26 protein-coding genes and 1 riboswitch are annotated in these 26,115 nt (G+C 36.5%); of the genes, 20 read left to right on the plus strand and 6 right to left on the minus strand.

Features of this window, described 5'->3' with window-relative positions; all coding sequences use genetic code 11:
- The first annotated feature begins 389 nt into the window (after positions 1-389).
- A complete protein-coding gene (locus tag ADJ83_RS03755) occupies positions 390-1,139 on the plus strand; it encodes a L,D-transpeptidase family protein (protein ID WP_065429048.1) in 750 nt (249 codons plus the stop codon).
- Between the two features lie 343 nt (positions 1,140-1,482).
- Entirely contained in the window at positions 1,483-2,139 is a 657-nt protein-coding gene (locus ADJ83_RS03760) for a Type 1 glutamine amidotransferase-like domain-containing protein (RefSeq protein ID WP_048716968.1), read from the plus strand.
- A gap of 241 nt (positions 2,140-2,380) precedes the next feature.
- Here ADJ83_RS03760 and ADJ83_RS03765 read toward each other — a convergent pair whose 3' ends face one another.
- Together ADJ83_RS03765 and ADJ83_RS03770 are read right to left on the minus strand one after the other, a co-directional pair.
- Positions 2,381-2,656, minus strand: coding sequence for a helix-turn-helix domain-containing protein (locus ADJ83_RS03765; RefSeq protein WP_031538585.1), 276 nt, complete (start codon positions 2,654-2,656; stop codon positions 2,381-2,383).
- Positions 2,657-2,807: 151 nt separating this feature from the next.
- Entirely contained in the window at positions 2,808-3,266 is a 459-nt protein-coding gene (locus ADJ83_RS03770) for a competence protein ComK (RefSeq protein ID WP_031538587.1), read from the minus strand.
- Between the two features lie 389 nt (positions 3,267-3,655).
- Between ADJ83_RS03770 and ADJ83_RS03775 the strand changes: the two genes are divergently transcribed.
- From ADJ83_RS03775 to ADJ83_RS03805, 7 genes are all read left to right on the plus strand, one after another.
- Positions 3,656-4,795: a hypothetical protein gene (locus ADJ83_RS03775; RefSeq protein ID WP_048716973.1), complete on the plus strand. Its 1,140-nt coding sequence runs from the start codon at positions 3,656-3,658 to the stop codon at positions 4,793-4,795.
- 116 nt (positions 4,796-4,911) lie between these two features.
- Positions 4,912-6,072 carry an SEC-C metal-binding domain-containing protein gene (locus tag ADJ83_RS26445; protein ID WP_048716977.1) on the plus strand — a complete coding sequence of 387 codons (1,161 nt, stop codon included), beginning with the start codon at positions 4,912-4,914 and terminating at the stop codon, positions 6,070-6,072.
- Positions 6,073-6,249: 177 nt separating this feature from the next.
- Positions 6,250-7,893, plus strand: coding sequence for a PTS transporter subunit IIBC (locus ADJ83_RS03785; protein WP_197030895.1), 1,644 nt, complete (start codon positions 6,250-6,252; stop codon positions 7,891-7,893).
- Positions 7,890-8,729 (plus strand): endonuclease/exonuclease/phosphatase family protein, encoded by an 840-nt coding sequence (locus ADJ83_RS03790; protein ID WP_031538595.1) that lies wholly within the window; start codon positions 7,890-7,892, stop codon positions 8,727-8,729. The genes ADJ83_RS03785 and ADJ83_RS03790 overlap by 4 nt, the downstream gene beginning before the upstream one ends.
- Positions 8,730-9,007: 278 nt before the next feature.
- A complete protein-coding gene (locus ADJ83_RS03795) occupies positions 9,008-9,568 on the plus strand; it encodes a transposase (RefSeq protein ID WP_048716978.1) in 561 nt (186 codons plus the stop codon).
- A 145-nt stretch (positions 9,569-9,713) separates the two neighbouring features.
- Positions 9,714-10,850 (plus strand): SEC-C metal-binding domain-containing protein, encoded by a 1,137-nt coding sequence (locus ADJ83_RS03800; RefSeq protein ID WP_048716979.1) that lies wholly within the window; start codon positions 9,714-9,716, stop codon positions 10,848-10,850.
- Positions 10,851-10,930: 80 nt separating this feature from the next.
- Positions 10,931-11,668 carry an RQC-minor-1 family DNA-binding protein gene (locus tag ADJ83_RS03805; RefSeq protein ID WP_048716981.1) on the plus strand — a complete coding sequence of 246 codons (738 nt, stop codon included), beginning with the start codon at positions 10,931-10,933 and terminating at the stop codon, positions 11,666-11,668.
- 153 nt (positions 11,669-11,821) lie between these two features.
- On the opposite strand, the gene ADJ83_RS03810 is transcribed toward ADJ83_RS03805, so the two are convergent.
- A complete protein-coding gene (locus ADJ83_RS03810) occupies positions 11,822-12,466 on the minus strand; it encodes a DUF6944 family repetitive protein (RefSeq protein ID WP_048716983.1) in 645 nt (214 codons plus the stop codon).
- 319 nt (positions 12,467-12,785) lie between these two features.
- On the opposite strand from ADJ83_RS03810, the gene ADJ83_RS03815 reads away from it, so the two are divergent.
- The gene (locus ADJ83_RS03815; protein WP_048716984.1) at positions 12,786-13,589 is read left to right on the plus strand and encodes a hypothetical protein; all 804 of its coding nucleotides are present in this window, start codon (positions 12,786-12,788) and stop codon (positions 13,587-13,589) included.
- A gap of 81 nt (positions 13,590-13,670) precedes the next feature.
- On the opposite strand, the gene ADJ83_RS03820 is transcribed toward ADJ83_RS03815, so the two are convergent.
- Positions 13,671-14,141, minus strand: coding sequence for a tRNA (cytidine(34)-2'-O)-methyltransferase (locus ADJ83_RS03820; RefSeq protein WP_048716985.1), 471 nt, complete (start codon positions 14,139-14,141; stop codon positions 13,671-13,673).
- A gap of 272 nt (positions 14,142-14,413) precedes the next feature.
- On the opposite strand from ADJ83_RS03820, the gene ADJ83_RS03825 reads away from it, so the two are divergent.
- From ADJ83_RS03825 to ADJ83_RS03845, 5 genes are all read left to right on the plus strand, one after another.
- A complete protein-coding gene (locus ADJ83_RS03825) occupies positions 14,414-14,911 on the plus strand; it encodes a sigma-70 family RNA polymerase sigma factor (protein ID WP_031538607.1) in 498 nt (165 codons plus the stop codon).
- 156 nt (positions 14,912-15,067) lie between these two features.
- Positions 15,068-17,575, plus strand: coding sequence for a bifunctional diguanylate cyclase/phosphodiesterase (locus ADJ83_RS03830; RefSeq protein WP_048716986.1), 2,508 nt, complete (start codon positions 15,068-15,070; stop codon positions 17,573-17,575).
- Between the two features lie 156 nt (positions 17,576-17,731).
- Entirely contained in the window at positions 17,732-17,986 is a 255-nt protein-coding gene (locus ADJ83_RS03835) for a helix-turn-helix domain-containing protein (RefSeq protein WP_081836676.1), read from the plus strand.
- A 27-nt stretch (positions 17,987-18,013) separates the two neighbouring features.
- Complete coding sequence (locus tag ADJ83_RS03840) at positions 18,014-18,550, plus strand: competence protein ComK (protein ID WP_048716991.1); 537 nt, start codon at positions 18,014-18,016, stop codon at positions 18,548-18,550.
- Between the two features lie 258 nt (positions 18,551-18,808).
- Complete coding sequence (locus ADJ83_RS03845) at positions 18,809-20,293, plus strand: aldehyde dehydrogenase family protein (RefSeq protein ID WP_048716992.1); 1,485 nt, start codon at positions 18,809-18,811, stop codon at positions 20,291-20,293.
- 50 nt (positions 20,294-20,343) lie between these two features.
- On the opposite strand, the gene ADJ83_RS03850 is transcribed toward ADJ83_RS03845, so the two are convergent.
- Both ADJ83_RS03850 and ADJ83_RS03855 read right to left on the minus strand, forming a co-directional pair.
- Complete coding sequence (locus tag ADJ83_RS03850) at positions 20,344-20,886, minus strand: phosphoribosyltransferase family protein (protein ID WP_031538614.1); 543 nt, start codon at positions 20,884-20,886, stop codon at positions 20,344-20,346.
- Between the two features lie 22 nt (positions 20,887-20,908).
- Positions 20,909-21,982 carry a guanine permease gene (locus ADJ83_RS03855; protein WP_048716994.1) on the minus strand — a complete coding sequence of 358 codons (1,074 nt, stop codon included), beginning with the start codon at positions 21,980-21,982 and terminating at the stop codon, positions 20,909-20,911.
- Positions 21,983-22,062: 80 nt separating this feature from the next.
- Positions 22,063-22,164: riboswitch (purine riboswitch) on the minus strand.
- A gap of 246 nt (positions 22,165-22,410) precedes the next feature.
- Here ADJ83_RS03855 and ADJ83_RS26795 point away from each other — a divergent pair.
- The 5 genes from ADJ83_RS26795 (at position 22,411) to ADJ83_RS03875 (ending at position 26,033) form a co-directional block, all read left to right on the plus strand.
- The gene (locus ADJ83_RS26795; protein WP_162298435.1) at positions 22,411-22,575 is read left to right on the plus strand and encodes an AsnC family transcriptional regulator; all 165 of its coding nucleotides are present in this window, start codon (positions 22,411-22,413) and stop codon (positions 22,573-22,575) included.
- Positions 22,576-22,677: 102 nt separating this feature from the next.
- On the plus strand, positions 22,678-24,333 hold the full coding sequence (locus ADJ83_RS03860; RefSeq protein ID WP_048716996.1) for a M20/M25/M40 family metallo-hydrolase: 1,656 nt from the start codon (positions 22,678-22,680) through the stop codon (positions 24,331-24,333).
- Between the two features lie 202 nt (positions 24,334-24,535).
- Entirely contained in the window at positions 24,536-24,880 is a 345-nt protein-coding gene (locus tag ADJ83_RS03865; RefSeq protein ID WP_048716998.1) for a helix-turn-helix domain-containing protein, read from the plus strand.
- Positions 24,881-24,950: 70 nt separating this feature from the next.
- Positions 24,951-25,334 (plus strand): DUF1398 family protein, encoded by a 384-nt coding sequence (locus ADJ83_RS03870; protein ID WP_048717000.1) that lies wholly within the window; start codon positions 24,951-24,953, stop codon positions 25,332-25,334.
- A 24-nt stretch (positions 25,335-25,358) separates the two neighbouring features.
- Entirely contained in the window at positions 25,359-26,033 is a 675-nt protein-coding gene (locus ADJ83_RS03875; protein ID WP_048717002.1) for a DNA alkylation repair protein, read from the plus strand.
- Positions 26,034-26,115: the final 82 nt, after the last annotated feature.

Consider the following 26,115-nt stretch of genomic DNA (forward strand, 5'->3'; position numbering starts at 1 on the left):
AAAGATTGTTCGTCTTTAAAGATTAGTTATTTAGTTTTGTCCCACCTTCTTTTTTATATGGGACAAGATGCCGGATTCCTTGTCCCATATAATTACTTGGAAGAAAAACGATTGAATTATCATAGGTTTATTCCATAAACAGTATTATAATGGATGGTATATCCAGTTAATGGATTGTATTGTTGGATATTTATGAAATTTGTATTAGTTCTTATTATTTATTATGAAGAGAATTGAAGGGATGGTTTTACTGCATCCTTGTCTTTATAAGATATAATAGGAAAAATCATAGTTGTTAAAATGTAATCAAGGATAGAGGAAAGATTATCTATTAAAGAATTCAAACTACAGTAATCGAAACAAGTTCTAATGGATGGAGTAAAGTAAAGGTGAATAATAAAACAGGATGGGTTTCTAGTAAATATCTATCTACCAAAAAACCAGTCGTTACAGAAAGTACTTCTCCTAAAGAAACTTCAACTTCTGATTCTAAAAAGCCCACTACACCTACTCAAAGCACGCCTGCATCTAGTGGTAACGTAGCGGATCAACTGAAAACGATTGATGCAAACCAACAACTAATTCTCGTTACAACAAATGGATCGAGTACAAGTTCCGCAACCATTCGTACATTTGAAAAGGATTCAAAGGGAAAATGGACCCAGTTACTTAACATTGCAGGCTATATTGGTAAAAAAGGATTCGCTACTCCTTCCGCTATGAGTGAAGGCGGGAAGAAGGCTCCAATCGGAAAATATACAATTGGGACAGCATTCGGGCGTTATGATAACCCTGGTACTAAATTACCTTATCGGAAAATTACGAGTGATGATGTCTGGATAGATGATCCTAACTCAGAGCTATACAACACTTGGCAATCAAAAAGCAAAACCCAAGACCAGTGGAACAGTGCCGAAAACATGAATATTGCAGCTTACAATTACGGATTTGTGATTAATTACAATACAGCACGAACTCCAAATAAAGGGAGTGCGATTTTCTTCCATGTTAGCAGTAGTTACACTCTCGGTTGCACCGGTACATCTCAAGCAAACGTAATAAGCATCTTAAAATGGCTAGATCCAGGAAAAAATCCTGTAATTATCCAAACCCCTGTTTCAGGATTAGGAAACTACTAATAAAGGGATGGTTTCAGCAACTCCTCGCATATCATGTTTCACGAGAATTTTAGACTTTTCCTGTCTAAGTTTAAAAAAATCCTGATTATAAAATTGGGATTTTTTTAATTATAGAAGATGGAAGACGGTTTTCTTATAGTGTCATTTATTAAAATCATTAGTTTGATTTTGAATGTCTATCCCAATAAAATTTAACGCACAAAAAATAGCGACTGAACTATTGCTAGGCTGGTTGGCTGTTTTGCTTTTGAATATTAGAAAATAAGAAAAAGCTCACGGAGTTTATGTTGGTTACAATAACACAGAATATGGATATCATTCACACTTTACTACGGGGGAACTTATGAAAATTCATTATTATTTAGGCTGGTTTAATAATTTTTTCCCAGCGAAGTTGAGCAGGGTATTACAGGAGGATATAACCGATAGAAAATCACTTGTGATGATTAGCTCAGATCCATTTTTTTATGAAATGGATGGTGCTACGGAGCGTTCGTGGTTTGACCAGGCTGGCATTATGTTTGATGAATATCATTTAATAAATTATCGAGTACAGAAGGAAGAGGCCAATAGCATCATTCAAAATGCCTCCGTTATTTTCTTATTGGGCGGAGATACGATTAAACAAAATGAGTTTTTAAGGGATTATGAATTGTCTGTTGCTATTAAAAAAAGCAGAGCCGTTGTGATGGGAGCGAGCGCTGGTGCAATTAACATGTCTGCTAAGTGGTTATGCTCGAAAAGCTTTGGCTATAACATTGAAACCAGTTCTGTTTACGAAGGAATCGGTCTGGACGATTTTTCCGTCCTGTCTCATTTTGATCTTGAAAATAATCTTCCATTGGTTCAAGACGAACTATCTCACTTATCGGAAGAAATGAATATTTACGCATCGAACAAAGATTGCGCCGTACGTGTAAAGGACGATAAAGTCGACATTTTAGGCAATGTCTATTTAATTTCCCGCTCAAAGATTCAAAAGTTAGATGAGACGCTCTGAATTTTTGATTATAGGGATGAGCTGAATAATCTTGTTTCACAGGAATATTTCGCGGCTGTAACCCACTGCAAGAATAGTCAAACTAGTAAAATACTATCCTCAGAGTAGCCATCAATAGAAGAAGCAAAGGGAAGAAAGTTAGCTTATTGCAAACTTCTAGGGGCAATGGTAACGCCCCTAGAAGAAAAAGCCTCTATTAGCTATTCGTATGATATTTCATTTACCTACATAAGGTTACTGCTTATTGTTCTTCCTCTTCCTGAAACAACATGTCCACCTCGTCCCTCACTTCCATAAGAAACGATGTTGCATCAATCTGCAATACATCACAAATGGCATGAAATAGTCCTGTGGCTGGATGGGAATGGCCAAGCTCGACATTGTTGACATGGTTGATACTAAAGCCTGTATCTTCTGCAAGTTTCTGTATGCTTACATCACGTATTTTTCTTCTATTTCGAATATGTCTACCTAATACGGTCATGTAAGTTTTGCTTTTATAAAGCTCATTAGACACGGTTATCCCTCTTTTTTCCTCATTATCTAAAGAGAAAAAAGTAATGACCATAAAGGATAATGTGTGTTTTTCTATATTTTTACATATTCAACAAGAAAATTTTCAAATAAAATGTTTTCTGAATAAATAATTGTATTCCTTACAAGACAATCTACTCATTAAGTGCCTTCTTGCATAACCAAGTTCGATACATTTGCTTTTCTAATATATGTAAGGATTCATTCATCTTTATTTCTCTGCCATTTTTAAATTGGATAATAGAACGATAGTTGCCTTTAGTTGGTTTAATTTCGTCGACATGATGGAAGAATATCCAACTGCAATGAGCTTGGTTTGGGGAGGTAGTTGGAAATGCATAGATGTTTTTTTGTGGATTAATGGGAATCGGAATTTTCTTATGAATGCCTGTCAAATAAGTCATTGAAGTCCTCCTGCCATTATACTCAGCGCCCCCTCGCTTTGCCGCTAGCTTAATTAATTCCAATGGCGTTTGTTTCACAAATAATTCTCGCTTTCCCTCCAGTACGATAGTCTGATAGTCTAGCTGAAAAGCAGGTGTTAGTGCATTTGTTTCTTCATTCACATTGTACGTAGTAAGAATTTCTTTCATTTTGGATACTCCTTTTTAAGTGGATTTTTTCATGGAGTAGGGAGGCGTGTCCCGTTATCTTAGGTGGGGATGGAGGAATTTCATTAGCAGAGATAAAGTATGTGTAATGGTGAGCAATTAATCCTATATGAAATTATAGAAAAAAGGTGAAAGTACTAGCTCTATTTTCTCACTAACAATATTAACCCTCCTTTTCTCCTATTATCTATAAAAAATAGGAATTGAAAACCAAGTACAATGGGTATTTATGTAATTTTCTGATTTTTTATATAAATATACTTCGTTTAGTGTTCCTTTTCACTAACTCGTATTTCATTTTAAAGTAATTTTTGTTAATCTAACTAAAGTAAGGAATATTATTAGTAAAATAGTTAGATAGGAATGAGGACATGAGTGATTTAATCGTTGCAGTGGGGAAAGTATTGTTTAAGGTTGTCGAGTGGCTGTTAGATCAGCTGTTGGGGGATACTTACACTCATTTTAAAACTAGAATTAGTAAATGGCTACAAAGGAAAATAAAGGGGAAGTCCAAAAGGTATCAAACCATTCAACAAGACGATGGGGTACTTTGGATAGCAGGCCGAAAAACAAATTTTGTCGTTAGCGGTGGTTCTGGAGAATTTGCTTATGATCGAAATTATATCCAGACAAGGTATGATGATGAGTATTTCGAATTGCCTCAAGAATTGAAAGAGCTGCGAGACAAGATTGAAGCAAGAGAACAAATGAAAAAAGAGCAAGGCCTAAAGCATATGTACAATACATATCAGGTAGCCTTAACCAATGCTTTTCAAACAAACACGGATATTATTGAAAAACCATATCCAGTTTTACATTTCAAAAGATCTGATTATTATAACTTTCAAGCAACGGTGGCAAGCCTAGACAATTACCAATTAAGCAGTGGAGAAACGATTAGAGAAAAATATATCGATCAAGCCATACAGGATTTACATGTGCCTTCCGATGTCTTGTCCCAAGGGATTGGAATCGTCTTAACAGTCGTAACCGCAGACGAAAAAATTGTTCTTACAAGAAGAAGAGCAGATACAGGCATTCGTCCAAATGAATTGGATGTTAGTGTAGTAGAAGCAATTGATCCATATCAAGATGCAGTAGAAAATTCCAACGGAGAGCAAAATTCCCGTAAAACCATCGATCTCTACAAAGTAGCTATTAGGGGATTAAAGCAAGAATTAGGGATTGTAGCTAGTCCAGATCAAATCCATCTCCTCGGATTTGGTGTAGATTTAGAATACTACCAATGGAACATCATAGGCACGGTAAAAACAGAACTTACCTCCAGCCAAATTATCGAATTAAAGTCATCCGGCATTCATGGCATTAACGAATTATCCAAGATAGAATTCATCCACCATGACCATATCAAGGTTGCAGAAGTCCTCCGTGATCAGCCATTATGGAGTACCGCTCAAATTGCTCTGTATTGGACGATGGTATATGACATGGGGAATCCTAATAAGGTTTTTGCGGATAGGACTTTTAAGTCGGTTTTTGGGAGAACGTAGGGTGATAGATTTACTTTAGGGAAGGTGTGTACATCCTCTGAAGTTACATCTGATTGATCTTTTTATTAAGGAAAAGCAGCAATCTCTATACTATGTGTTAGAAAGGAACAAGATAAATGGCTTTTTTAGAAAAAATACAACCACACTTACTCAGTCCAGATTTATTAATCCAGGAAACGATTTTATACGCAATTAATGATTATCCTGCCCTTCCTGCTGATTGGACGGTTCATTTATTGCAGGAGGCTTTTTCAAATAAAGATAAGCTATCTTCTATTTTAATTCATATAGAAAATCAGCCAATAACGGAAGAAGCATTACAAATTTTGATGGAAAAGGTACCGACAATGGACCGAACAAAGGTTCATCTGGCTTTGAAATTATTAAACAATGTGGAACCAGCACTAGCGATGAAATATAAAGAGGCCTTAAAAGGGTTTATTCCCGAAGATAATTGGTCCTTATTTGAACTATTAGTAGGCGGAGAAGAAGAGGAAGTTTATGAGAAATATGGAGAAGTTATAAATGCTATGGAGACAGCAAGTACATTCCCGTATCTTCTATTTAAGCAAGCTAAATATATCGCGAATTGTATAGTGAAAAAAGGCTGGATTACAGAAGAAGAAATAGATATGGTTTTCGCTGAAGAAATAGAGAACCAGTGGTTTTCTTTCAATGGTATCCTAAATGTCTATATGGTTGGTTTGCTAAAAATAGAAAAGTATATTCCACTTTTAGCAAGCTTGCTAGAACGAGAAGAAGACTCATTATTAGAAGAAGTTTCCACAGCCCTTATTAGCTTTCAATCTGACAAAGTGGTGACTGCTGTAGAACCTTATGTGAAGAAGTCTGAATCCGTTATTTATGCCGCATCTATAGTTGAAAATATTAAAACAGATTTGGCAGTTAAGGTGTTAAGAGAAGCTTATTCCACATTCAACGATTTGGAAAATCAAGACACAGTAATAGAAGCTCTTTGTCATCAATTTTCAGAAGATGGACTTCCGGAAATAAGCAAATATATGAAGAAGGAATACTTTTCCTCTTTTATTGATATGGAACATACTGCCTACAGTTATTATTCCATTTTAGGTTTCGACCATCCAGAATTAGGGGATTGGAAAAAGGCTGCGCTGCAAAGAGAGCTAGCACATCAAGCAAATTTAAACCAAAATAGAAGTGATAAAGAGCCTATTCGTAAAGAAAATAAGGTAGGAAGAAATGATCCTTGTCCATGTGGAAGCGGAAAAAAGTATAAGAAATGTTGTGGGAAATAAATTAAAGAGAGAAGGAAGCGATTTCCGTTGCTTCTTTCTTTAAAATGCAAACGTTTGCGTTATTTTTGCATTAAATACTAAAATTTTGATTTTTTTTCTTGTAAAATGGTAGATATATTACTATAATCAAAGATAAGTTTAGTGCAAACGTTTTAATTGGAAATGGGAGGTAATAAAATGAAAAAGATGTTTTCATTTGAATTTTGGCAAAAATTCGGAAAGGCACTAATGGTAGTGGTAGCTGTTATGCCGGCAGCTGGTATTATGATTAGTTTAGGAAAGTTAATTGCAATGATTGATGCTTCTGTTTTTATTACAATTGGAAGCGTTGTAGAGAACATTGGTTGGGGAATTATTGGTAATTTACATATTTTATTCGCATTAGCAATTGGTGGTTCATGGGCTAAGGAAAAAGCAGGTGGAGCATTTGCTGCTGGGATTGCCTTCTTATTAATTAATAGAATTACAGGATCTATCTTTGGTGTAACAAATGATATGCTTTCCCAAGAGGGAGCTTTTACGCATACTTTATTTGGAACGAAGATTTTAATAGATGGATATTTTACAAGTGTATTGGAAGCGCCTGCACTTAATATGGGTGTTTTCGTGGGGATTATATCCGGGTTTATCGGAGCAATTGTCTATAATAAATATTATAATTTCAGAAAGCTGCCTGATGCACTTGCTTTCTTTAATGGAAAACGATTTGTACCGTTTGTAGTTATTCTGTGGTCTGTTATCGTATCCTTACTGCTTGCAGTGATTTGGCCAACTATCCAAACAGGAATTAATCAATTTGGATTATGGATTGCTACCTCAAGTGAAAGCGCTCCAATCCTAGCGCCTTTTATCTATGGTACGGCAGAACGCCTTCTCATTCCATTTGGTCTACATCATATGTTAACGATTCCAATCAACTATACATCATTGGGTGGAACCTACACGATTATGTCTGGTGTGATGGCTGGTAAAGAAGTATTTGGACAAGATCCACTTTGGTTAGCATGGGCAAGTGATTTAGTGAATCTACAAAATGCAGGGGACACTGCTGCATATAATCAACTGCTATCATCTGTTACTCCAGCACGTTTCAAAGTAGGGCAAATGATTGGTGCTACTGCTATTTTAATGGGTGTGGCTGTTGCGATATACCGAAATGTTGATATGGATAAAAAGAAAAAATATAAGTCGATGATTTTTTCAGCAGCGATAGCTGTATTCTTAACAGGAGTTACAGAGCCTCTAGAATTCATGTTTATGTTTGCGGCACCATTACTTTATGTTGTTTATGCTATTTTACAAGGATTAGCTTTTGCCTCTGCAGATATTGTAGATTTACGCTTGCATTCCTTTGGGAATCTAGAGCTAATCACACGCTTACCAATTGCTTTTAAAGCTGGCTTGGGCGGCGATGTTCTAAACTTTGTGATTGTGTGTATTGTCTTTTTTATAGTGAGCTATTTCATTGCGAATTTCATGATTAAGAAATTTAATTTTTCAACACCAGGTCGTAATGGTAATTATGAAAGTGATGCAGATTCTAACAATACAGAGACTGGGAATGCTGGACCTACTAACAGCCAAGTTTTAGAGATTGTAGCATTATTAGGTGGAAAAGCTAATATTACAGATGTGGATGCATGTATGACAAGATTGCGTGTATCTGTAAAAGAGATAGATAACGTTGGCGACGAATCGTCCTGGAAAGCGGCTGGCGCAATGGGCTTAATTAAAAAGGATGGCGGTGTTCAGGCTATCTATGGTCCAAAGGCGGACATTCTGAAATCAGACATTAATGATTATTTGGAGCAAGGGGAATGAAATTATTAACGTTAAATACCCATAGCTGGATAGAAGAAAAACCTTTGGAAAAACTCGAGGCAATCAAGGAGCAATTGCTGGCTGATCCATATGATGTAATTTCCTTGCAGGAGGTAAATCAGTCGATGGATGCAGAGGAAGCGGAGGTAGATTCTTATTTCATAGTCCCGAATCCAGATACGGTGATTAAAAAAGATAATTTTGCTTTTCTTCTCCAGCAGGAGCTGAAGAAAAGCGGGCTCGAATATTATTGGAGCTGGGTTCCTAGTCATATTGGTTACGACCAATATGATGAAGGAATCGCCATTCTCACTCGATTTAAAGTAACAAATACAAGAGGGATATTGCTGTCACGCAAAGATGATTATACTGACTATCATACAAGAAAAGCATTGGAAGTTCGTTTTCAAGCGAATGATAAAAACTATTTTGTGTACGGATTGCATCTATCTTGGTGGCAGGATGAGACAGAAAGCTATCCTTTCTTGTATGAATGGAACAAGCTAGTAGAAGCATGGGAAACGGAAGCGCAGAAAGGTAGCTGTATTTTGTTGATGGGCGATTTTAATAACCCTGCCCATATCGAGAAACAAGGCTATAGCGTTGTTTCCAAGCATCCGCTTTTAAAGGATGCTTATCTGGACGCCACCGTTAAAAACGGCAGCCATACAGTTGAGAAGAAAATTGATGGTTGGGAGAACAATAGTGATCTTCTTCGCATTGATTATATCTTCGTTTCTGCTAATTTATCTGTAGACTCATATGAAACGGTTTTTGATGGAAGAAAGACCCCGGTTGTGTCTGATCATTTTGGGGTGGGGGTTAGGTTAGAGTGACAGGCACCATAAAAAGACAAAAAGCATTATTTTGTCTTTCTGTGAAGGACAATGGGAAAGGAATCATTTTTTTGGTTCTTTCCTATTTTTTTGTGGGGAAATGCAGGGATTTTGATTGTTAGGTAGAATGTTGTAATTTAATGTTCGTTCTTTCTATCTTCGTATTCTTTCTATTTATTTAGTGAAGCATTGATAACCCTCCCCTTTTGCTTTGGCAAAATCTATCCATTTTATCCTTCATCGTAGTAATGAAATTTCATAAAAAAGGAGGTAGTTAGTTGGCTAGAAAAAGGCGCATTTGGTATCCTGGTGCTAGTTATCATATTACGAGTCGAGGTATTCGTCGAACTTCTTTATTTTGGGACAAGGAAGATCGAGATGAATATTTGCGATTGTTGGCAGAAGCAATGGAAAAAAGGCCTTTTATTCTGCAAACCTATTGTTTGATGACAAATCACATTCATCTTCAAATAAAAACCCTTCAACATTCCCCAAGTGATATTATAAGAATTCTCCATTTTAATTACGCAATCTATGTTAATAAGAAATACAGTTTTACAGGACATGTGTTTGAAAGTCGTTTTGGATCTGAGTTGATTACCTCTGCTCAGTATGAATTAGAGGTAAATCGGTATATTCATCTGAATCCAATTCGAGCCGGTATGGTAGATAGCTTAGAAGAATATCCGTGGAGTAGTTATTTTAACTATATAGAGGCCAAGGAAGGAAGTCTGGTAAATTCTGAACGGATTCTTGCTTACTTTCCTGAGCCTCAAATCGAGCAATATCTCCAATTTTTACATGCAAGAGGGAAAGAATCGGATCAATATCCAGTCTGAGTTTTGATAGAACCGCTTTTAGGACAGTTGTATATGTGTTAGAGGTTATAAATGATACAGTGGAGTGGTACAATGAAAATTATATAAATAGTAGAAAATTTATAAGAAGTCATATATGGACCGATGTGGATGAAAGGGGTATGGAATGAAAATAGATAAAAGAAAGAATCAAAAAGAGAAAGTTAAGGGATTGGCTACATTAAAAGAAGGGCTAACTGTATATAAAGTGGCAGACCTTCGAGAGTTTGGTAAAAAACTAGGAATCAAAAATTTAAGCTCTTTAAAAAAGGCAGAATTAATTTCCTATTTAGCGGAGGAAATTCCTAATTATCTTAGAACGATAATTAGTGAGTATGATGAGCGACGAATTTTTTTACTAAAGAGGATTATTGCTAATAATGGAATAATAAGTGAAGAGGATGTAGAAATAGAGGAGATGGAGTATTTCCCGAAGACGGGTTTCATGTTTATTGTCTATCATAATCGAAACCCATTCGTAACGATTCCTGTAGAAATATTGCCTTCTTTAGAAGAAATTGTTCAAGATAGTGCAATTCTTACCGATGTGAAGCGAAATACAGAATGGATTAAGATAACGCGCGGATTAGTCTATTATTATGGAACTATACCTGCAAACCAATTAATAGAGTTGGTGGAAAAATATATACCGATCCATCCAAACGTTCCTGCGTTTAATCGTGTTATTTTGGATGCAATGGAATATTACCAAGAAGTTCATTATGACAAGTACGGTTATTCTTACTGGGAAGTCCTAGAACCTGCAGAGATTTTGGCAGAACAAGCGTTGAGAAAAAATATTGCCTATTATCCTTTTACGAAGAAACAGCTCCTTGAAGCTGGTGAAACGAACTATTTGGAGCGTCCAAAGGGGTATTCTCAACTTATGGAACTATTTACAGAGGTGTATCAGATTCCAAAGGACGAAGCGAAGGCAATAATTGATGACTGTATCATACATGTGAAATTAAACGAACACCCTAGTCAGATTCTTCAATATTTACAGTTGGAATTACCACTCGAAAGCTTAGAAGAAGTAAAAAGGCTAATGGACATCATTGTTGTTTTTATGAATAATACAAGACAATGGTATTTAAAAGGATATACACCAGTAGAGTTATCAGGACGTGATAAGCAGGCATCACCGCCTTTATCGAGTCAAAAAGGAGAAGTTATTAGCTTTCAAACTCGTGAAAAAATTGGCAGGAACGATCCATGTCCTTGCGGTAGTGGGAAAAAGTATAAGAAATGTTGTGGGAAGTAGTTAGGGGTAGTTATAAATATTAAATAGGAAAGAAAATGAGATTTCTATCATCGTTGGGTAGATGAGGAGGATTTACCAGTATGATAAATGCTAAGACGAATCGATTATCTGAAGAAGAAATAAAAGCCATATTGAGAGCAGCGGATATGATCATTGACAGTGGAGGAAGAACGCTTCTTGCGAAAATTTTAAAGGGCTCACGGGAAAAGAAGGTATTACAACTGGAGCTGGATATGTGTCCGGCTTATGGTTATTTTAAAAAAGAGAAACTAGAAGAGATTATGAAGAAAATTGATTGGATGATTGATTATGATTTTCTAGATATTCAGTATTCTGGAAAACTCCCGATGATTATTTTTACAGAGCGAGGATGGGACCTTGAATCTGATCAATATACGGATGAGCTGTTAAATGAGTGGAAGGAATGGATCAAGCAAGGGAAGCAAGATCCAGATATGAGCTATTTAAAGGATCGAAACAGAAGCATGATTCTCTTGCTACTAGAGAAAGTGAGAGAATCTGGGGATCAATCATTTATCCCTTATTTAGAATTATGGGAGAAAGTGGATTATAAAAAAGTAAAAGAAGAGATTCGCACAACGATAAATGCATTAACCAGTGATGAGCCGATTGATAGCTCGATTGCAAAGGAAAGAAAGGAATATATCAAAAAAGCACTAAAAGGTGTGGAGCCGCAAGATATTCTTTTAAAATGCTGGGAATGTGGAGACCGGTTTACTTTTACATTAGGAGAGCAGCAGTTTTATAAGATGAAGGGGTTATCTTATCCTAAGCGGTGTAAAGAGTGTCGAATATAGGTGACTGAATATAGGTGACATGAATATGAATATAGGTGACAGGCACCATAAAAAGACAAAACACCACATCTGTCTCTCTCAGAAGGACAAGGGAAAGGAATCATTTTCTCGATTTCTTTCCCTTTTTTTGTTTATCAGCAGCCTTGAACTTCGCTAATAATATTTACTCCTTGCTTTCCACGGATGCTTAAGATTTTCTTGCTCATAAAAGGAAGTGGCATCTTCCATACTCTTATTTTGGTTAACATGGTTATTTTCGGTTAATTCCTCATCGGTTTGGCCGATTGCATTTAGTATCGTTCCCACTGCTTGTATCCAGCTTCCACTTATTACTAAAAATTTCCCCTTATCGTTATTGTTAAAGAGGATATGCTTCTCGCCGATTGCTTGGAAGGAGTTACCGACTGCCTGTGTGGTATTTCCTAAGATATTTAATGTTTGTTCCTTGCCTGAGTTATCGAATACTTCATCCACAGCTTCGACGATTGCACCAAATGCCTGTAACCAATTCCCTTTAATGATTAACTTACTTTCTAACTCATCTTCTAATAAAATATACGAACTGGCTACGACCGTATTCCCAATTGCTTGTATCTCAGCTCCGATTTTTTCATATGTTATCGTTTCTTGTTGATCTGCCTGTACGGCATTTCCAAAAGTTTGTAAAACATTTCCTATTAAGTCCAAGTCTTTAATTTCTTCTTCACTTAGTAAATTCCATGCACTGTTTCCTAAAGCAGCAAGGATGGCACCAATTGCTTGCACCCATACCGAAGCAATCTCGACTTGGTTCTTCATAATACCACGCCCACATTTTCTTCTAAGCTGTTTCTATATGGTATTCACATAATGGTGTCAGGGCACTTTGAAAAGATAAAATGTATAATTAGCTTCTAGTTTTTCTGTCGGAAGAATGATAGTGCCTTTGGTGCATGGTTTTGTCCTTCTGGTATGGACATAAATTAAAAAGTGTCTTTTTGTGGTGCCTGTCACCATATCAGTCACCATATCAAAAGAAAAATTAAGTTTTTTTTAAGCAACTTTCATTATGCTAACAGTGAGATTGATTGCCTCTTTTAGCCAATCAGTCTCTCCCATTATGAAAGGAGTTTTTTATATGTCTGTATCAATCAACAGCAATTATTCCAATTTGTATGGCAATTGGACTACGGCAAACCTGACAAGCATACCGAGTACCCAGCAAACATCCAGTAATAGTGAATCAACTTTTAAAGACTATATGCAGCTTGCAACAAGTACCCAATTCACTAGTAGTGGCAATTACAGTAGTAGCACAACAGATCTAACATCTTTAACAACGGAACAGAAAACAGCTTATTTAGAAACGATGCTTAAACGTTTGGAGTCAACAGATTCTAGCGAGAGTTCTTATCTTCCTGAAAGCCTGCAAACAGCATTAAGCACAGTCGGCGAACTTCTTAGTGACTTTCAGGCAAGTGACAGCTCAGAAGAGGAGATTTCCGAGCTATTCACAGCTGTAACGGAAACGCCGGAAGAAGCAAAGCCTTCCAAAGCGGAAATGACGCCACCTCCACTACCAATAAATAACATAACTGCACAAATGGATGATTCGTCATCGGAAACAAGCACAGAACTATCAGTGGACCAGATGAAAGAACTAATTTTTAATCTAATTAATACACTTTCAGAGAACGATTCTACTGATAACACAGATACTTTGAGTGCATCTATTACAGAGCAACTTTCTGATTATGATCAAACTACTGCAACAGATGAAGAAATCCAAACACTATTTGAAAATCTTATGAAGCAGGTAGAAACAAGTCAGCAAAACATCACAACAGGCACTAATGATGCAAGTGGCTCAACAGATGCCTTCCCAAGCAGCATCCAAATGACAGGCACAAGTTTGCCACCGTTTAATTGGAAGCCAATTTAGGGTGACAGGCACCAAAAAAAGACATTGTCCATATCAAAAAGACAAATTCCAACAAAAAAATCTTCCATCTAGGAAGATTTTTTATTTTAAATTCGGATATCCCTGTTGTCTCAATGCTTCAAACACCAATATAGCTGCTGTATTAGAAAGGTTTAGGGAACGGATGTGTTCTGTCATTGGTATTCTTAAAAAATGGTCTTTATGTGTTTCTAGTAAATCTTTTGGTAATCCCGTTGTTTCTTTTCCAAATATGAAATAATAATCCTTTGATTTATCCTTGAAATCATGAGATGTATAGGTTTCTTCAGCGAATGTTTCAATATAGTAAAACTCACCTTGATTTTTTACAAAAAAGTCATCTAATGAGTCATAATATGTGATGTTTACAGTCTCCCAGAAATCAAGACCTGCTTGTTTGATCATCTTTTCATCGGTTGAAAAGCCAAGTGGTCGAATTAAATGCAAGGCTGTATCTGTTCCTGCACAAGTACGTGCAATATTGGCAGTATTAGCTGGAATTTCTGGCTGATATAATACAACATGTATGGCCATGAATGTCACCTCTATCTTTCTTTTCCCCTTCGAATTATAGCATATTTTGATCTCGTTGCAGGTATGATTTAGGTGATATCTCCCTTCGAAAATTATTACTATTTATCAGGTAGGAACCACTATCGCTTCAAGTAAAATGCTATTTTTTCTAATTTATTCCATTTTTAGCATCGTTGCCTTCTTTTTCTTTAATCGAAAAGCTTTCTTTTTTTCCATAAAGTAAAAGTACCTAGGAATAACAAAGAAAAGCGCTTTTCTAAAAGGAAACGATAATGGAAGGAAAAACATATGATCAACTCGTTGAAGAGTTTACGCCCATGATTAACCACATGATGAAAAAGCTGACGATTTATAAAGATAAGCAAGATTTTTTTCAAATTGGCTTAATAAGCATTTGGGAAACGACGAAAACCTTTAATCCAGAAAAGGGGAAGTATAGCAATTATTTATATCGGCATATGTGGGGAAGATTTCTGGATGAATTAAAGCGTCGGACAAGAGAGGCAGAAAGAAATGCTTATCCAAGTGAAGAATTTTGGGAGGTGATGGAAAGTCCTATCTTGTATCGGGAAGAAGAAGATTACGTAAAAGGACTTTGCAAGGAATTATCTGAAGGGGAAACAACGTGGGTAGTTGACACCTTTGTACATCAGCTGACGGTGAAGGAAATAGCGCAGAAAGAAAGAGTCTCCCCTTCTGCTGTAAAATGGTGGCGGAAGGGTGCGAAGGAGAAGTTGAAGCGGACATTGTTCCCTGAAAGAGGGGAATGATTTTTTTAAGAGATGTAACCTCGGAAAATAGAATGAAACCATTATTTGGCTATAAATCCATTTATTATTACAAAATTGTCCAAGAATCTATATAGTACAAATTTCGATAAAATTATATAATAAATGGCATATGTCCGTAAAAATAGGGAGAAATCTATGAAATTAGAACCATTTATAAATGCGAGTCCAGATATTATTGTTTTAAAAGATAAAGATGGACGCTGGATGGAAGCGAATAGTAAAACTTTAGAACTTTTTAATATAGAGGAATACCAAGGTAAAACGGAAGATGAATTAGGAAAACTATATCCTCATTTTGCTGTATACGTACCTGTTTTTGTGAAAAGTGATCTTGAGGCTTGGGAGACAGGAAAACAGATAGAAGTAAAAGAGTCTATTATTTTCAATAATTCGGAAAGAATATATGAAGTAATTAAGGTACCGATATTTGATGCTGGTGGAAATCGCCAAAACTTGATAGTATTTGGGCGAGACATAACAGAATTGGAAAAAAGTGAACAAACGTATAAATCTCTATTTTTACATGATCCCGACGGAGTCTATACGTTGGACAAGGAAGGGGATTTTTTAGATGTTATTAAAGTTGCAGAAGAAATCAGCGGGTATACAAGGGAGGAATTAACGAACTTAAATTTCCGGGATTTGATAGTACCTGAAAAACTTCCGAAGGTTTTGCAGCGTTTTGACAAAGTACTATGTGGAATGATTCAAGGGTTTGAGTCTCAAATCATCCGAAAAGATGGAAGAATTAGGGATGTTAAATTAACTACAATTCCATTGAAGTTGAATGATCAAGTTATTGGTATACACGGAATAGCACAAGATATCACAGATAAGAAAAACATAGAGAAACTACAAAAGAAACAAAAGATAATTTTATCGAGAATTGCTGTTGGAGAGCCGTTGGAACAAATAATCGAATATATTACTGAAAGTGTAGAAGAACTATCAAGAGGAATTTGTTCGATTATGTATTATGAACATGAGCATAATTGGTTGCGTTTTGGCTATGGTCCAAAGCTGGACCCTGAATTTGCTGAAAAAATGGATAAGTTTCCGGTCGGTGAAAATTTTGCATCTTATGGGTATTCAGCATATGCGAAAGATATAAAAATTGTATCTGCTATACAAACTGAGACATCCTGGTCCAATTGGAAAGAAATGGCTCTGGTAGAGGGGCTGCATTCCTGCTGGTCATTGCCCATTCTCTCTTCAAAGGGCTCTTTATTAGGAACATTTTCTGTTTATTATAAAGAATCAATAACACTAAAGGATTCTGATATTGAAATCTTTAAAGATTTTAGTCATCTGACAGGAATTGCATTGGAGCGTCATTACCGGGAAGAAGAGATTAAATACTTAGCTAATTATGATAGTTTAACAAATCTACCGAATTTGCGATATTTAAAAGAACTCTTCCCGAAACGTTTACAAGAAACAAACAACCTTGCTGTTATGTTTTTAGATTTAGATAACTTAAAACCACATAATGATACTTTTGGTCATTCTTCTGGGGATAAGTTATTACAAGAAGTAGGGAAACGAATTCAAGAGGCCATTGGAGAAACGAATGTTGTTGCACGTATGGGCGGGGACGAATTTGTTATATTAATTAGTAATTGTACGAATAAAACCATGCTGCTTGAATTGGCGGACAAAATTCTCAAAGCAATCGAAGAACCGATTATTATCGATGGTCAAGAATTTTCCACCTATGGGAGCATCGGCATAAGTCTTAGTGGGGAACATGGTCAAACGTTTGAGGAGCTTATGAAAAACGCCGACATTGCTATGTATGGTGTGAAAAAAATAGGTGGTAACGCCTATAATCTGTATGATCCAAAAATGAATAAAAACGACCTTAGTGCTTTTCAATTAAAAAGCAATCTCAGAAAAGCACTGAAAGAAAATCAGTTTGTTCTTTATTATCAGCCCAAAATTAATACAGAAACAGGTACTATTATTGGAGTGGAAGCATTAATTAGATGGATTCATCCAGAGAAAGGAATGATCAATCCGGCCACCTTTATTTCCCTAGCGGAAGAAAGTGATTTTATTTTACTGCTAGGTGAGTGGATACTTAATAAAGCGTGTAATCAAATAAAGGAATGGGAAAAGTTAAATATAAAGATTCCCATCGCCATAAATGTATCAATTAAGCAGCTATTAAAACAAGATTTTGCTACACTAGTGAGTAAAAAGCTAAACGAATTTAAGATATCCTCAGAATATCTTGAAATAGAAATAACAGAAAGTGTGTTATCTAGCAATGAATCGCTGGTTAGGGATGCGGTCTCCAAATTGCGGAACATGGGAATAAAGGTTTCTATTGATGACTTCGGAACTGGATATGCCTCCTTCATGTACTTAAAACAGTTTCAGGCGGATACCATTAAAATTGATCAATCATTTATTAGCCATCTTCCTACTAGTCAGGTAGATACAGCTATTGTTTCAGCCATCATCACTCTTGCTTCGGAATTAGGTATAAATGTGATAGCAGAAGGTGTAGAAACGCAAGAACAATTCAACTTTCTAAAAGATAAAGGGTGCAGTCAGCTCCAGGGCTACTTGTATAGTAAACCACTGCCACCTAACGAAATACTTTTATTATTAAGGGAAACAGAGGGACGGTTCTTGTGAGGTCAGTGGTCTCACAGAGAACCGTTCTCTTTGTTTCCTTTTTTGTTTATCCATTTACAGTTGATTCCTAAAAAAGTAACAAAATGTTAACAAAATCATTCCTATAGGAAGTAGTGCAAGCAACTAGTCTCCGTCATAATAGTTCTAAAGGAGGTGATGCATTTGAAAGAGAGAGGGGAAAAAAGTTGCATTGATTATAAATTTTTGAAAAAAAGGAGGTTGCAAAAGAATTTTACTCAAATGGAACTTGCAAAAGAGACAGGCCTAGATCATAATCATTTGGGGCAAATTGAAAGGGGACAAAAGGAACCCAAAGTTCGTACATTGTATAGGATTTGTGAGGTACTCGATTTACAGCTTGATGCGGTGTTAATTAAAGAGGAAACGAAGGAATTAGAGGAGTTAGAATAAAAGGGTGTGAAAGAAGGAGTGTGTAGGATGAGAGAGGAAATTATTGTGAATAAATATATGGTGAACAATCGTACCATGTTAATCATGCCAGCAGAAGCGGTAGATTATTATGCAGTTGTAAAAGAAATAGATCGGATAGTATTTGTTAAACAAACTCCTTTTGACATTATCAAAGAAAACCTTTTAATCGGAGGATCTGATTTTAATGGACGACGTCGCTCCATTACATATAAACTAGGAATGCAGAAAAAGCTGCCAATGCCAATTAACCCCCCAAGAAATATCTATGCATTTCCAACCCACTCACCTAAGCAATTTCACTGTCACTGGATATTCACCGAGCATATTGATCAAATACACCCAGTAAGAAATAATAGGAAATATAAGAGCGCTATTTTATTTAAAAACGGGGAAGAGATATACTTTGAAGTATCAGCATTCATCTTAGATAATCAAGTAGTGAAAACATGGAAAGTAAAAAAAGGAATGGAAGACAGAAAAGTAATACTTGAATATAGTTTTCTTTTAAATGGTAGAAAGGGAATGGAGAGAGAGAAGGATTAGTACATGGAAATATTTCTAAATTTTCTTATTATTATTAATTAAAGCTTAGGGATAGTTTTTGTATGTCGATTAATTACTCAAGGACTATCCCTCTACTAATGTCACTAGATGTCACTTGCCGTCGTAATGTCAAATTCTCTCGAAATTTTTCCCTTTATATTTGTTGTATCTCTATTTTCACAGTGTTAATATTATTTTTGTAAGCGTTTTCTAAAATTGATACTTGACCGTTAAATCTACTTTTTAAGGAGGAATTCGATGAACCAACAGACTGTAGTTTTAAAAGAAAAGGTTGAAAAATTCCTGAGTGGTAAGAAAAAGTTATTTATTAATGGGGAGTTTGTGGAGAGTAAATCGCAAAAAACGTTCGATAGTTATAATCCAGCGACTGGAGAAGTTTTAGCAAGTGTCTATGAAGCGGGTGTGGAAGATATTGATTTGGCAGTGAAAGCTGCACGAAAAGCGTTTGATGAGGGACCATGGTCAAAAATGAGTGCTTCTGAGCGTAGTCGTCTTATGTACATATTGGCTGATTTGATGGAGGAAAATAGCGAAGAACTTGCCCAATTAGAAACGCTAGATAATGGAAAACCAATCCGTGAAACGACGAATGCCGATATTCCTTTAGCCATTGAGCATATGCGCTATTATGCTGGATGGAGTACAAAGATTGTTGGACAGACAATCCCTGTTAGTGGTCCATACTTTAACTATACACGTCATGAGGCGGTCGGTGTAGTTGGGCAAATAATTCCGTGGAATTTCCCACTTCTTATGGCGATGTGGAAGCTTGGAGCGGCACTTGCCACAGGATGTACGGTTGTGCTGAAGCCAGCTGAGCAAACACCACTATCTGCTCTTTATTTAGCAGAACTAATGCAGGAAGCTGGGTTCCCAGATGGCGTCGTAAATATTGTTCCTGGATTTGGAGAAACAGCGGGGCAGCCACTAGTTGATCATCCGTTAGTTGATAAAATCGCTTTTACAGGTTCAACAGAAGTTGGAAAAATGATTATGTCTAATGCTTCGAAAACATTGAAGAGAGTAACACTGGAGCTTGGTGGGAAATCACCGAACATTATCCTTCCTGATGCGGATTTAACAAAAGCAATTCCAGGAGCATTGAATGGTGTTATGTTCAACCAGGGACAGGTATGTTGTGCAGGCTCACGGGTGTTCATCCAGAAGAAGCATTTTGATAATGTCATTGCAGATATGGCTGCACAGGCCAAAAACATTAAGCAAGGTGCGGGTATCCACGGTGATACAGAAATTGGACCGCTCGTTTCTGCTGAACAGCAGCAGCGTGTTCTTGGCTATATTGAGAGAGGGTTGAAGGAAGGGGCACAGCTAGTCGCAGGTGGCTTTAATCCACGAGAAGAAGGCTACTTCGTTTCTCCGACAGTATTCGCCGATGTTCGCGATGAAATGATTATTGCCAAGGAGGAAATCTTCGGACCAGTTATTTCCGCTATGCCTTATGATGATTTAGATGAATTAATCAATCGGGCCAACAATAGTGAGTACGGATTAGCAGCAGGCGTATGGACGAGAGATATTGCAAACGCCCACTATATTGCTAGCAGGCTACGTGCCGGAACTGTTTGGGTCAATTGCTACAATACATTCGACGCAGCATCCCCATTCGGTGGCTACAAACAATCCGGAATCGGCCGCGAAATGGGATCCTATGCTTTGAATAACTATACGGAAGTGAAGAGTGTTTGGGTTTCGATGGAGTAAGAGAAATGGTGGGAAGCAGAGAGAAGATTCTACTGCTTCCTTTGTTTAATTCAATTTCCCTTGAAAATTGGTAGTTTTTCTAAGTAGATGATATCGTCTCTTTCAGCTGCGGCTCCTTCTGCTAGAATCGCTGCCTTAGCAGCAACGATTCCACCTGCCTTGCTAACAAGTTCTTCGAGTACTCGCATAGATTCTCCTGTACTAATGACGTCATCAATTAGGGCAATCTGCTTTCCTTTAATTTTGGCTGCGTCTTTACCATCCAGACAGAGTAATTGTTCCTTTTGAGTCGTAATGGAAACTACTTGATTGATTAGTGGTTCATTCATATATGGTTTCACATTTTTTCGGGCAACGATGTATTCAGTCATTTCTAATTGTTTAGCTAATTCAAATACAAGTGGGATTCCTTTTGCTTCTGCTGTAACTAAATAGTCTACTCCATTCAAATGTTCTGCTAGTAAAGGAGCAGAAGCAGCAACTATTTCTGTGTCTCCTAAGATTACAAAGCTTGCAATCTTTAATTCTTTAGAAATAGGGATTATAGGTAATTCTCTTTTTACTCCTGCGACTCTTAGTGTATAAGTTTCCAATTAATAAAACCCTCCTATTCTTTTAAACTCCAAAGATTCCTAGTAGAAATTCCATAACAACTCCAGCTAATAGTCCGAAAAATGGATCAGCGATAGCTGTAACAATTATGGTTACAGCAGCAACGATAGGAGAACCAGCTTCAGTGCCAGTTAGTGCAGCAGTCGCGTTTCCTGGTAATGTCACGATTGCTCCTAAAACGAATAGAAAGCCGGCAATTGAAGAACTAGGTACATACTTTCCGATTTTTGGTAAGAGTTTAAAGAGTAAGATAGCTGCCATTATTGCCATTGTTAAAACGCCTGCCCAAACGGCATGTGGGGCAGATGCTGTGGCTGAAATAATTACTTCGACTGGTCCTCCGCCAAACAGGGAAGAAGCCATGTCAGCTAAACTACTTATGATTGTAAGAGTATCAATATTTACACTTTCTCCAGCGATTTCTCCATTGATTTTACCAAAGGCAATATTTGCCCCAATGTTTAAACAAACAAGAGCTAATGCCCCACGAATAACCGAAGAATTCACAATGAATTTTTGAAGCTTAAATTTATCTTCTAATATGTTTTTTGTGATAGTGACACCCTCTTTTTTCGTGAAATGATAGACAATGCTAGAAAGTATGACAGAAATAGTGATTGTATACACTAAGTCCTTTGTAATAATATAGGTCAGTAAAGCACTTGCAAAAGAAGTTATGCCAATGATTCGATCATTTTTTGCCATATCCCACGCAACCTTTGCAAGCATGAAACCAACACCTGCCATCATTCCATTTGTAATAACTGGACCAATCCAGGCAACGATTTGCTCCATCAATCCAAATATACTAATAATAACTAATAAAAGGGCACCAAAAAAGATTGAAGAAAGCCGTTCTCTCATATTTTTACCCATTGTTCCTGCAACGGCGATTGTTTCCGCTTGAAAGGAAATAACAGCCACATTACTTGTTAAGCTATTCCCAACAGCCCCCACAAAAAATGCTAATGCAGTTGGTACAGATGCGAAGCCAAAGGAAAGTGCCAGTAATCCTTGTGGCAATCCATTTAATACAACACTTAATGCCGCAAGTATGTCTTTAAGTATATCTTCCATTTTCCTTCTCCTTTTCTATTTCCCGCTTGTTGCCTCCTATAGAAAAAAACCGTTCAGCAGAAAAAGAACGGTTTCTAGAAAAAAAGAAATTTTCCGTCCATAGTAGAGTGATTTACGGCCACTCTGTAGAGACTTCCAGACCATATTACCGGAATTATAAGGGGATATTTGTCGTATAATGTCATCATTATAGCGTATAATATTCGGATTTTAAATATAAAATTCGGAAAATTATAAAATGATTTGTTTATTTAAGAGTAAAATGCTGATAAGTAGGATGCTTTTTGATATGGAAACAAGAAGTGCAAAGTTCATCATCTGGGTACATAATAGCCACTAGTAGGATAGATATATTTTACAAGATAAATGTAACGTGTTATAAGTAAATCAAACTATTATGTAGTGGACAAAAGTATACTCAAGGGTTGGTGGATAGATTGGAAGGAATCGATGATATTGATTTAAAAATTATCTCTTTTTTACAAGAAGATGGAAGAATCACTTTTAAAGAAATTGCACAGAATATCCTCTTGAGGAAGCAAAAGAACCGTCCTGATTTGTTGGGGCGGCTATTTTTTTACAGAGGGATTTAATGATAGAGAGAAAATACGTAAGATTATTTAACATATTAAAAGATAATATTCTCTTTATTCGGTATGATTCGAAATACAACAGAATGAAAAGGGTGAGATAAAATGTTCAAAAAACTAGAAAACCTATCCACATTCAATCAAGTAAACTTACTGACTACTTCTCTCGTAAACATTCTAAGTATTAATGGAACAGTGGGAGAGGTTGAGATTGCCAATAAGATAGAGGAAATTCTTCATAGTTTTCCTTATTTTAAAGACTGTCCTGAAATGATATGGACACAGCCTTTGCCTAATGATGGAATTGGCAGAAAGAATGTTTTTGCAAGGATAAAAGGCAATGGTGCATCCAAGAAGACTGTCATTTATCATGCTCATTTAGATACAGTAGGAACAGATGATTATGGGAAAATTCAAGAACTAGCAAATATGCCAGAGCGCTTGCTAGAATTTTTCAAAAGCTGGGAGGGAAATAAAGAGATTCAAGAACAAGCGCATTCAGGTGATTGGATGTTTGGACGTGGAGCGCTTGATATGAAGAGTGGGATTGCTGTTCATCTAGCGAATATTCTTTATCTGAGTGAGCATCGTGATAAATGGGATGGAGAGATTATCTTTATGGTCAATCCAGTGGAAGAAAATCAGCATACAGGAGTAATTGCTGCTGTTGATGAGCTACTGCGACTTCGTAAAGAGGAACAGCTGGATTATATTGTAGCAATCAATACTGATTACATAACTTCTCTTTTTCCAGGGGATGAGCAGAAATATATTTATACGGGAGCAGTTGGCAAGCTACTTCCTTGCTTTTACGTATATGGGAGAGAAACGCATGTTGGAAGAACGCTAGATGGGTTAGATCCAACGCTTGTAACCTCAGAATTAAACCGTCTTATCAATAATAATATGGAATTGATCGAACAGGTAGAAGGAGAGCTGATGACACCGCCGTCTGTTTTATATCACCGGGATACTAAAAACTTTTATAATGTGCAAACAGCGGTAACGAGTCATATTTATTTTAATTTAATGGTATTAGAGGATAGTCCACAAGTAGTAGTTGAGAAATTAAAAAGGATTGCGAATAAGGCAGCGAGAACGACGGAAACTTATTATCAGAAGCAGTATCAATTGTATGCCTTACGTAATCATTTTCCTGAGGAAATGCCCAAATGGGAAATGGAAGTTTATACGTTTGATGAGTATTGCGAGAAGCTTCGAAAGCAAGGAGTGGATGTGGAGGGAATAGCGGAACAAATGGAAGCTGCCTATAAAGAGGAAGACCCACGGGAGGTTTGTTTTCAAATAGTAGATTCCCTAAGGCAGCAAGATTCTACTGGAGTTCCTTGTATTATTATCTTTTTTGCTCCACCTTATTGTCCCCATCATTATTTAATAGGAGAAAGTAAGCGGGATAAACGCGTAATAGGCGTTATCGATGAAGTGGTAGGAAAATGGGAATCTGGTTCAGTCGAACAATTTTCTATCAAAAGATTTTTCCCCTATCTATCAGACAGTAGCTATTTATCCCTTCATGACACAGAAGAAGAAATAGAATCCCTTATTCATAATTTTCCTGAATGGAAGAGTATTTACCCAGTCCCGGTTGATAAGATAAGGGAGCTGAATGTTCCAGCTATTAATATTGGCGTATATGGGATGGATGCTCACCGGTGGACAGAGAGAGTTTATAAGCCATACTCGTTTGAAACGTTGCCGCATTTGATTAGGGATTTAACGGTTTGTTGGTTAGGGAAGTAGTCATATATTGTTATGGAAAAAAGGAGACGGAGATCCTATTTAAAAAGTTCTTTAAATGGTATATTACCATTATAAATCAATAGGAAATAATAGAACTTTTTAAAAAACTTCTATTAAAAGATACATCAAATATTATATGAATAGATAATATAAAAGACGGAACGCGCTTGCAGAAGAAATGTTATGGAAAGAGTTCAAAGAAATGGATACTGATCCTTGGATTTCATGGGTAATCAATCAAATAATAGCAACACATGGTACCATGCGAATTAATGAATTAGCCCAAGATGTAGTTCTTAGCAGAAGGCAATTTGGACGAAAATTTACGGAGAGATTCGGCGTTTCCCCTAAGGCATTCTCACAAATTGTCCAATTTCAATATGCTCTAGACTTGGCGAATACAACAAATAAATTGGTAGATATAGCTTTTGAAGCTGGATATACTGACCAATCACACTTTATAAAAGAATTTCGAAAGCATACAGCCTCCATACCGAGTGATTTTTTTTCCCTTCATAAAGATAATGTCCCATTTTTACAAGAATAAGAAGTATGTTCAAGGTTAAAATGACGATACAGATTGAAAGGAAATACAATCATTAGTGGAGGTATTATGTATGAATGACAAAATAACAGAAAACGAGTTCCAAGAAATTATTCAGAGAAGAAGTAACGGTATAATAGATTTTGCTCTATTCTTAGATGAATTGTCCCAAAGAGGAATTAATGAATACGAAATCGAAGTTTCAACAGGGCAAGCCACCTATAAAGGAGTATACAAGGAATTTAAAACAGATTCCCAAGTAAACTTGGTAGTTTCAGATAATTTTAATAGAAAGAAGGTACTTGCGGCAATTGCTAACATCTCGCTCCCTTTCTTAGCCTTCTTGCAAGAGATTGCTGAAGCAGGAATTGTCAGCTATCGTGTGCTCATACAAGAAAAAAAGGTCCTATACCTTGGTGCAAGAGGAGAAGAAATAGAAGAACAGCTTAAAATATAAAAATTCAAAATAAGGTGCTAAGTGATGGACGTAACAAATAATTATGTAGAGGAACTTGTTAAACTATATACACAACATATGGATAGGGATTATGCGGAATGGTCGGAGAATTATTTGCGGAACCAATTTGCCTTTTTAGGGATTCGAACACCAATACGCCGAAAACTGACGAAACAGTTCTTTCGTGAATATGGAGTCCCAACAAAAGAAAACTTAAAAGGTATTATTTTTATATTGTGGGAACGATCAGAAAGAGAGTATCAAAAAGCAGCTCTTGATATTCTTGAAAAAGTAAAAAAAGAGCTTACCCCAGATGATATGCCATGGTTAAGTTCGTTATTAGTGAAAAAATCATGGTGGGATACGGTGGATGTGCTTTCTCCACATATAATGGGTAATCTGTTCACAATCTATCCAGAACTAATAGCTCAATATGCAGATCAATGGATTGTAGATGATAATTTTTGGTTACAAAGATCGGCATTGCTATATCAACTTTACTATAAGAAGAGAACAGATGAAAAACGTTTGTTTCAATATATTCTTTCTAGAGCTGATAGTGACGAATTTTTTGTCCAGAAAGCAATAGGATGGGTACTGCGAGAATATGCAAAAACGAATCCCGTAGCTGTGAGAGATTTCGTTTCTTTCAACGATTTAAAGCCACTTAGTCGACGAGAGGCTTTAAAAAATCTGTGAATGATAGTTCAGCAAAGGTTGCTAAATAGCCTTTTAATTAAGAGGCTGGGACATAAACATTTCAGCTAACAATAAATACGAA

Origin of the sequence: Bacillus sp. 522_BSPC (assembly GCF_001076885.1) — a bacterium.
Taxonomy (GTDB): Bacteria; Bacillota; Bacilli; order Bacillales; family Cytobacillaceae; genus Niallia; species Niallia hominis.

Coding starts and splice junctions, on each gene's coding strand:
- ADJ83_RS03760 (WP_048716968.1), top strand. CDS start 1,483: ATGAAAATTCATTATTATTTAGGCTGGTTTAATAATTTTTTCCCAGCG.
- ADJ83_RS03770 (WP_031538587.1), bottom strand. CDS start 3,266: ATGAAAGAAATTCTTACTACGTACAATGTGAATGAAGAAACAAATGCA.
- ADJ83_RS03775 (WP_048716973.1), top strand. CDS start 3,656: ATGAGTGATTTAATCGTTGCAGTGGGGAAAGTATTGTTTAAGGTTGTC.
- ADJ83_RS26445 (WP_048716977.1), top strand. CDS start 4,912: ATGGCTTTTTTAGAAAAAATACAACCACACTTACTCAGTCCAGATTTA.
- ADJ83_RS03785 (WP_197030895.1), top strand. CDS start 6,250: ATGAAAAAGATGTTTTCATTTGAATTTTGGCAAAAATTCGGAAAGGCA.
- ADJ83_RS03790 (WP_031538595.1), top strand. CDS start 7,890: ATGAAATTATTAACGTTAAATACCCATAGCTGGATAGAAGAAAAACCT.
- ADJ83_RS03800 (WP_048716979.1), top strand. CDS start 9,714: ATGAAAATAGATAAAAGAAAGAATCAAAAAGAGAAAGTTAAGGGATTG.
- ADJ83_RS03805 (WP_048716981.1), top strand. CDS start 10,931: ATGATAAATGCTAAGACGAATCGATTATCTGAAGAAGAAATAAAAGCC.
- ADJ83_RS03810 (WP_048716983.1), bottom strand. CDS start 12,466: ATGAAGAACCAAGTCGAGATTGCTTCGGTATGGGTGCAAGCAATTGGT.
- ADJ83_RS03815 (WP_048716984.1), top strand. CDS start 12,786: ATGTCTGTATCAATCAACAGCAATTATTCCAATTTGTATGGCAATTGG.
- ADJ83_RS03820 (WP_048716985.1), bottom strand. CDS start 14,141: ATGGCCATACATGTTGTATTATATCAGCCAGAAATTCCAGCTAATACT.
- ADJ83_RS03825 (WP_031538607.1), top strand. CDS start 14,414: ATGGAAGGAAAAACATATGATCAACTCGTTGAAGAGTTTACGCCCATG.
- ADJ83_RS03830 (WP_048716986.1), top strand. CDS start 15,068: ATGAAATTAGAACCATTTATAAATGCGAGTCCAGATATTATTGTTTTA.
- ADJ83_RS03835 (WP_081836676.1), top strand. CDS start 17,732: ATGCATTTGAAAGAGAGAGGGGAAAAAAGTTGCATTGATTATAAATTT.
- ADJ83_RS03840 (WP_048716991.1), top strand. CDS start 18,014: ATGAGAGAGGAAATTATTGTGAATAAATATATGGTGAACAATCGTACC.
- ADJ83_RS03845 (WP_048716992.1), top strand. CDS start 18,809: ATGAACCAACAGACTGTAGTTTTAAAAGAAAAGGTTGAAAAATTCCTG.
- ADJ83_RS03855 (WP_048716994.1), bottom strand. CDS start 21,982: ATGGAAGATATACTTAAAGACATACTTGCGGCATTAAGTGTTGTATTA.
- ADJ83_RS03860 (WP_048716996.1), top strand. CDS start 22,678: ATGTTCAAAAAACTAGAAAACCTATCCACATTCAATCAAGTAAACTTA.
- ADJ83_RS03865 (WP_048716998.1), top strand. CDS start 24,536: ATGGATACTGATCCTTGGATTTCATGGGTAATCAATCAAATAATAGCA.
- ADJ83_RS03870 (WP_048717000.1), top strand. CDS start 24,951: ATGAATGACAAAATAACAGAAAACGAGTTCCAAGAAATTATTCAGAGA.
- ADJ83_RS03875 (WP_048717002.1), top strand. CDS start 25,359: ATGGACGTAACAAATAATTATGTAGAGGAACTTGTTAAACTATATACA.